General features: G+C 50.8%; 4 protein-coding genes. All 4 read right to left on the minus strand.

The window, feature by feature from the left end; all coding sequences use genetic code 11:
* The coding region (locus KB557_RS08665) for a UvrD-helicase domain-containing protein (protein ID WP_255133294.1) at positions 1–1,390 on the minus strand (1,390 nt) is incomplete at its 3' end.
* A complete protein-coding gene (locus KB557_RS08670; protein ID WP_255133296.1) occupies positions 1,387–4,599 on the minus strand; it encodes an exodeoxyribonuclease V subunit gamma in 3,213 nt (1,070 codons plus the stop codon). The genes KB557_RS08670 and KB557_RS08665, both read right to left, overlap by 4 nt.
* Positions 4,587–4,841 carry a hypothetical protein gene (locus tag KB557_RS08675; protein WP_255133298.1) on the minus strand — a complete coding sequence of 85 codons (255 nt, stop codon included), beginning with the start codon at positions 4,839–4,841 and terminating at the stop codon, positions 4,587–4,589. Before KB557_RS08675 ends, KB557_RS08670 begins: the two co-directional genes overlap by 13 nt.
* A 7-nt stretch (positions 4,842–4,848) precedes the next feature.
* A complete protein-coding gene (locus KB557_RS08680; protein WP_255133301.1) occupies positions 4,849–5,169 on the minus strand; it encodes an MgPME-cyclase complex family protein in 321 nt (106 codons plus the stop codon).
* Positions 5,170–5,192 lie beyond the last annotated feature (23 nt).

A 5,192-nucleotide genomic window follows, 5' to 3' on the forward strand; every position in this document is an offset into this window, starting at 1 on the left:
TACGACGATTGGTATTAAGGCCAGCCCGCAGGCGATCGTTGCCGCTGGTGGCAAGGCGGTATGTGCGGATATCGCCGCCACGAAAGCGATAGATGGCCTGTTTGGGATCACCGATCAAAGTAACTGGCATCACCCCATCAAATAGGGCTGCAAATAAACGCCATTGGATTGGATCGGTGTCTTGAAATTCATCGATTAAGCAACAACTGAATTTGCATTTAGCCCAATTTTGTAGAGCTTCTAATTGAGCTGATTGCAGTTTTGCTGGATCTACTTGCTCGAGTAAATCTGAGAAGCTGAGCAGATTTTCCGCTTGCCTTTGGCTGCTCGCCTGTTGTTTTAGATCCTCACAAAAATGCTGAGTAAAAACTTCTGCCGGCCCATAGCAAAGCTCTTCTGCTAATTGATGGAGGCCAGCTTGGGGCGCTTGATCGGGATCGGCCAGCACCTGGCGCAAACGACTGGTGGCAAGTGCTTGGCACAGCAGTCGGTAGGTTTTTGCAGTGGTTTGGGATGGCGCTTCAAAAAACTGCTGCCGCGCTGTTTTGAGCAGGGCTGGTAATTCTGCGAGCCTGGTTTTTGCTAATAATTTTGTTGGTGTTTCGTTGCCTTTGCCTTTGCATAGGGCAACTAATAATGCTGCCGCCTCATCTCCATGTTTGCAAAAAGCAGTAAAGAAACGCTGCTCTAGTTCAGCCCAATGGCTGGCTGGTTCGATTTTGATTGAATTGGATTGCAGTTGCATATCCCTGTCGTCGTCTACCAACTGGGCGAGCTGCAACAGCGGTTCAGCCCTTAGATCACTGTGGCTTTGCACCCAGGCTTGCCAGGGGCTAGGGCTATGGGATATGTGGCAGCGTCGCCAATCGGTAACAAGTTTTAAGAGCAATTCCTGGTTGTTTTCCTGCAATCCCACCTGGGAATCAATATTTAGGAGTGAACTGTTATCGCGAATCAGGTTGTTTATGAAGCCGTGAATTGTGTGGATTGGGGCAAGATCCATTTGATCAAGGGCCACCAACAAACGCAGTAGAGGTTGATAGGGATCTGGGCTTTGATGCCAGCTAGCAACCAAGGCCGCCAAGGTGGGATCGAGGGGGGGAGCTGCTTCAATGTTTTCGCCGATGGCCATGGCAAGGGCAGTAGCGGCAAGATCCAAGCGAGCGCGGATGCGGCGGCGGATTTCAGCAGCAGCAGCGCGTGTAAAAGTAACCACCAAAATTGAATCCACCGTTCGCCCTTGCTCGGCGATAGCCCGCAATACCCGATGGCTTAGGGCATAGGTTTTACCGGTGCCAGCACTAGCTTCAAGCACTTCTGTGCCATTAATTAACGGCCCGTTTAAATCAAGCTCAACCAGATTTTCACTTGATTCTTTGATATTTTTCACGCCATTTCTTCTCTTGTAATTTCATCTTTTGCGATCGCTGCTGCAAGGGGCAGCAGGATCTGTTCCACCAAGCTCCAACATTCAGCCTGAGCCCACCAGATTTCAAGGTCTGGTGGTTCTCCAGCATTGATTTGAATTATTGAATCTGGCCACTGCAGCCGCTCAATATCTGCTTTATTCCCCCCTGGATTTTGCTTTTCCTGCAGCAACCACCAGCTCAGCTGTGGTTCAAAAGGCAAAAGGCGGCAAAGACCTTCGCGGCGCAACTGTTGCAGCAATTCCAGGTGTTCTATCGCTGTTGATTGCTCTAAGGGTGCGAGTGCAATGGCCAGCAGTTTCTCTTTTTCACCGCTGCCTTGAGGGCCAATTAAATGGGTATAACGCGGAGCTATTTGATTTGCAAAAAGATGGGTAATCCAGCCTTGCAGCAGTCTTTTTGGTTTTAGCTGGCCACTGCCGGTTAAAAACAAGCCAGTGGGCTGGCTTTCTTCCAGTTGCTGTTGTATTTCCAGCAGCTGGAGGCTGCGCCGCGCTAGATCTGCGCTAACAACTGGAGCCGCAGGACCAGCAGGCAATAACCCCCTGCGTTGCAGGGCAGCGAGCTGCAAATCTTCAAAACCGTGATTTAAAAAATGTTCCCCCAGTTCCCAACGCCTGAGGCCATTTAATTCTGTTTCTTCTGGATCAAATTGTTGCTCTGGTTTTCTTTGCAGCTGAATGCCATGGGCTTGCAGTAGCTGTTTGGCAGGATCATTAAAAAACTGCTGCAATTCTTCTGAACTAGCAAGTTCAATGGTTTTTGTATCACTTTTTGGCCAATTTAAAGTTTGCGGCCAGATCGCTTCTAAAGGTAATTTTGGGTTTGCTGGAAGTTGCCGCAGCGGCGCTGCATATCGCAACAACAGATCAGTTATTGGTTTGCCGGCACTGCTGCGGTATTCGCTTGCTAAGCAACTAATCAGATCGGCAAGGGGACCGGCCGGATTGCGTTGCTCACCGGTGCATGGATCTGTGCCTGTGAAGGTGGCAATCCAATGGTGGCGGCTGGCCTGCAATGTTTCCAGCAGGATCGCTCGATCTTCTTGCCGCCTGCTGCGATCACCCCGCCATGGCTTTGCTGCAATTAAGTTGTATTGAGGGGAGTGATCAGGCCGCGGCAACCGTTCCTCATCCATTCCAAGCAAAACCACCACGCGATGGGGAATTGAGCGCATCGGCTCAAGGGCGCTGAGGGTAACGGCGCCGCTCACATGGCCATAACGCCCTTGCTCCTGGGCTTCTGCTTCCTCCAGCAGTAGTACTACTGCTTCGCGTTCAAGGGCAGGTGCATTTTCAGGTGCTGCCCGCAAGGGTTTGAGCAGTTCAAATAGTTCAGGTGTTTGCCAGTTATTAGGCCCTCCGCTGCCGCTAAGCCCTTGCACTGCATTTGTTAGAGCAACCACCCAAGCTTCAGGAGTTTGCGCACTTTCAAGGGGCCTTAAAAACGTGAATAGGGATTCACAGGCTGCGATCAAGGCCAGCACTAATGGCGGCGTGAGCATGGGATCGCCATGGGCAGCTAAACCTTGCCATTCCCCATCAGCTGGGTTGCCAATTGGAAAAGGATCTTCCAGCAATAAGCCCAGCAGCAGCCGATCAAGACCCCACTGCCAGCTGTATTGGCTGCAAATGGGATAACCCCATTTTTGGCGGTGCTCGGCATCACGCCCCCAGGTAACGCCAAGCGCCTGAATTGAACGCAGCCATTGCTGAGCTTCAAGTTCATTTAGCTGCAACGCCTCGGCCACTGGCGGCAGCAGTAGCAAATCGAGCACTGCCTCTAGCTCATAGCGGCTGCCGGCAAGGGCAAGCAAGCGAAACAGGAGATCGATTTTTGCGTTGCGTTGGCGCAAGGTGCGATCGGTAACTCGTATTGGTAAGTGGCGCGGATCACTGATACCGCCGGGTCTTTCAAAACTGGCCAGCACAAGGGGGGCAAAGCGGGCTACATCGGTTGTGAGCAGCAATATTTCACGGGGTTGCAGGCTGGGATCGCTAGCCATTAAGGCGAGCACTGCTTCATGGGCTTCCTCTACCTGGCGGCGATCGCCATGGCAATGGATCACCTGCAAGTTCAGCTGCGCAGTTGTTATTAGCAATGGTTGCCTCTGGCCGTTCAAAGGGGAGCGGCGCTTTCCAGTGGCGAGATCTAGCTTCAGTTGATCGAGCAGATTCAACTCTTTTGCGATCGGGGCAGGCGTTAGTGAAAGCCTGTGGAAATTTTCTTCGAGGTTGGTGGATATCAGTTCCAGTTGCCAATCAAAATCCCGCAGGGTGCGCCCCAAATTTGCCAATAGCGGATGCCCTTCATGGAGCAGCATTTTTTCCAGCTGTTCCACACTGCTGTCGTTTTTATCGATAGGGGCAGGCGTAGCGCCCCAGGGGCTATCGCAGGGGCTAAGCAAATAGAGCACCACCTCCCGTGGCCCTTGGCTTGCAATCGTTGCCAATAGATCTAAAAAGGCGGGCGGCAAGCTCGATAAACCAAATACCTGCAATGGTCCTTCTGCATGCCATTGCTCTTTTAAAGATGTTGCATTTGCTATCTGCTGGGGTGCCGCCAGCAAGCGTTCGCTGGGGTGATTAAAACCCAACAGCTTGGCTTGGTTGTGTAATTCCCTTAATAAGTGTGGCTGCCACAATTGATCTGCCGGCAGTGGTTGGCCTTGAAAATCAAGATCTTCTTCTGCTAGCCAGCGCCGCATTGCGGCGGCTCGATAAAGCCCGTATTGATCGAAGGTATCTGTTAGCTGCAAAAGGAATTGCAACTGCTGGCGATTCAGCTTGGGCCTGTTTGTATCTGTTTTATTTTTATCTGCCTGCCAATAAAGATGCAGGGGGTTGTAGATGGCATTTTGAGGCAGCTGAAAAAGTAATTGAGCCAAGCGCCAACGCATGGCATCCGGCTCCCAGGGATCAATGCAGTGGTTTGGTTGTGCTGCCAACTGCCGCACCAGGTTGCGGAAATAGCGACCACCGAAATCAAAATCAATGCCAGCGCAAATCCCAAGCTGCTCACTAAGGGCAAGAGCAAGCCAACGGCCCATCGCATTGGTGCTAACCAGTACCTTTTGGGCGCAAAAGGGGTCTTTTGGTGTGTTGGCCTTGAGCTGTTGGGCCAAAGCCTCAGCCAGGCTTTCAATGCTGTTGCTTTGGATTAAGCGAAACAAGGCCGCAAAGCAACGAATAGTTCTTTCTGGCGATCTTTAGCTTTTTTCAAGGTGTTTTTGCTTATCAATGCAGCCATCCGCGTTGGTTCCCTGACACAATTAGGAAAATTATAAAAAGCACCTTGACCACAGATCTTCAATGGAGGGATAACGGAGAGCTTCATCCTGATGAGCTTGAGCGCCTTCAACAGCTGCTTTCTAAGCAAATCCAGGGGGAATGCCTTGAATTTCAAGCGCTCCATGAAGAGCTCAAGCCCCGTGTGCAAGGGGGTCGGGAATCGCTGCGGATGGCGCTTCAAACTCGCCCTTAAAAACGAATTCCAAGCGCAACTTCATAAAATCAATAAAACTACGATCGGTTGAAATTACGGCTGCAGCTGGCCTCGGCACAGAAGCAGCTTGATTTGCAAACTGAGAAGAATCCAAGAATGTTGGGTTTAAAATTAACCAGAAATCGATTTCTTTATTATTTTCAGCGTAATTGCGGCGCCGTTCTGAAAGAACTTCTGCAAGTGGTTCTTCTTTAGTTAAAAAGGCTTCGCTTGCCGCTACGAAGTAATAGGTGCTCATTAGATAAATTCTTTGCCGATGCC

Origin of the sequence: Synechococcus sp. Cruz CV12-2-Slac-r (assembly GCF_024346075.1) — a bacterium.
Classification (GTDB): Bacteria; Cyanobacteriota; Cyanobacteriia; order PCC-6307; family Cyanobiaceae; genus Synechococcus_D.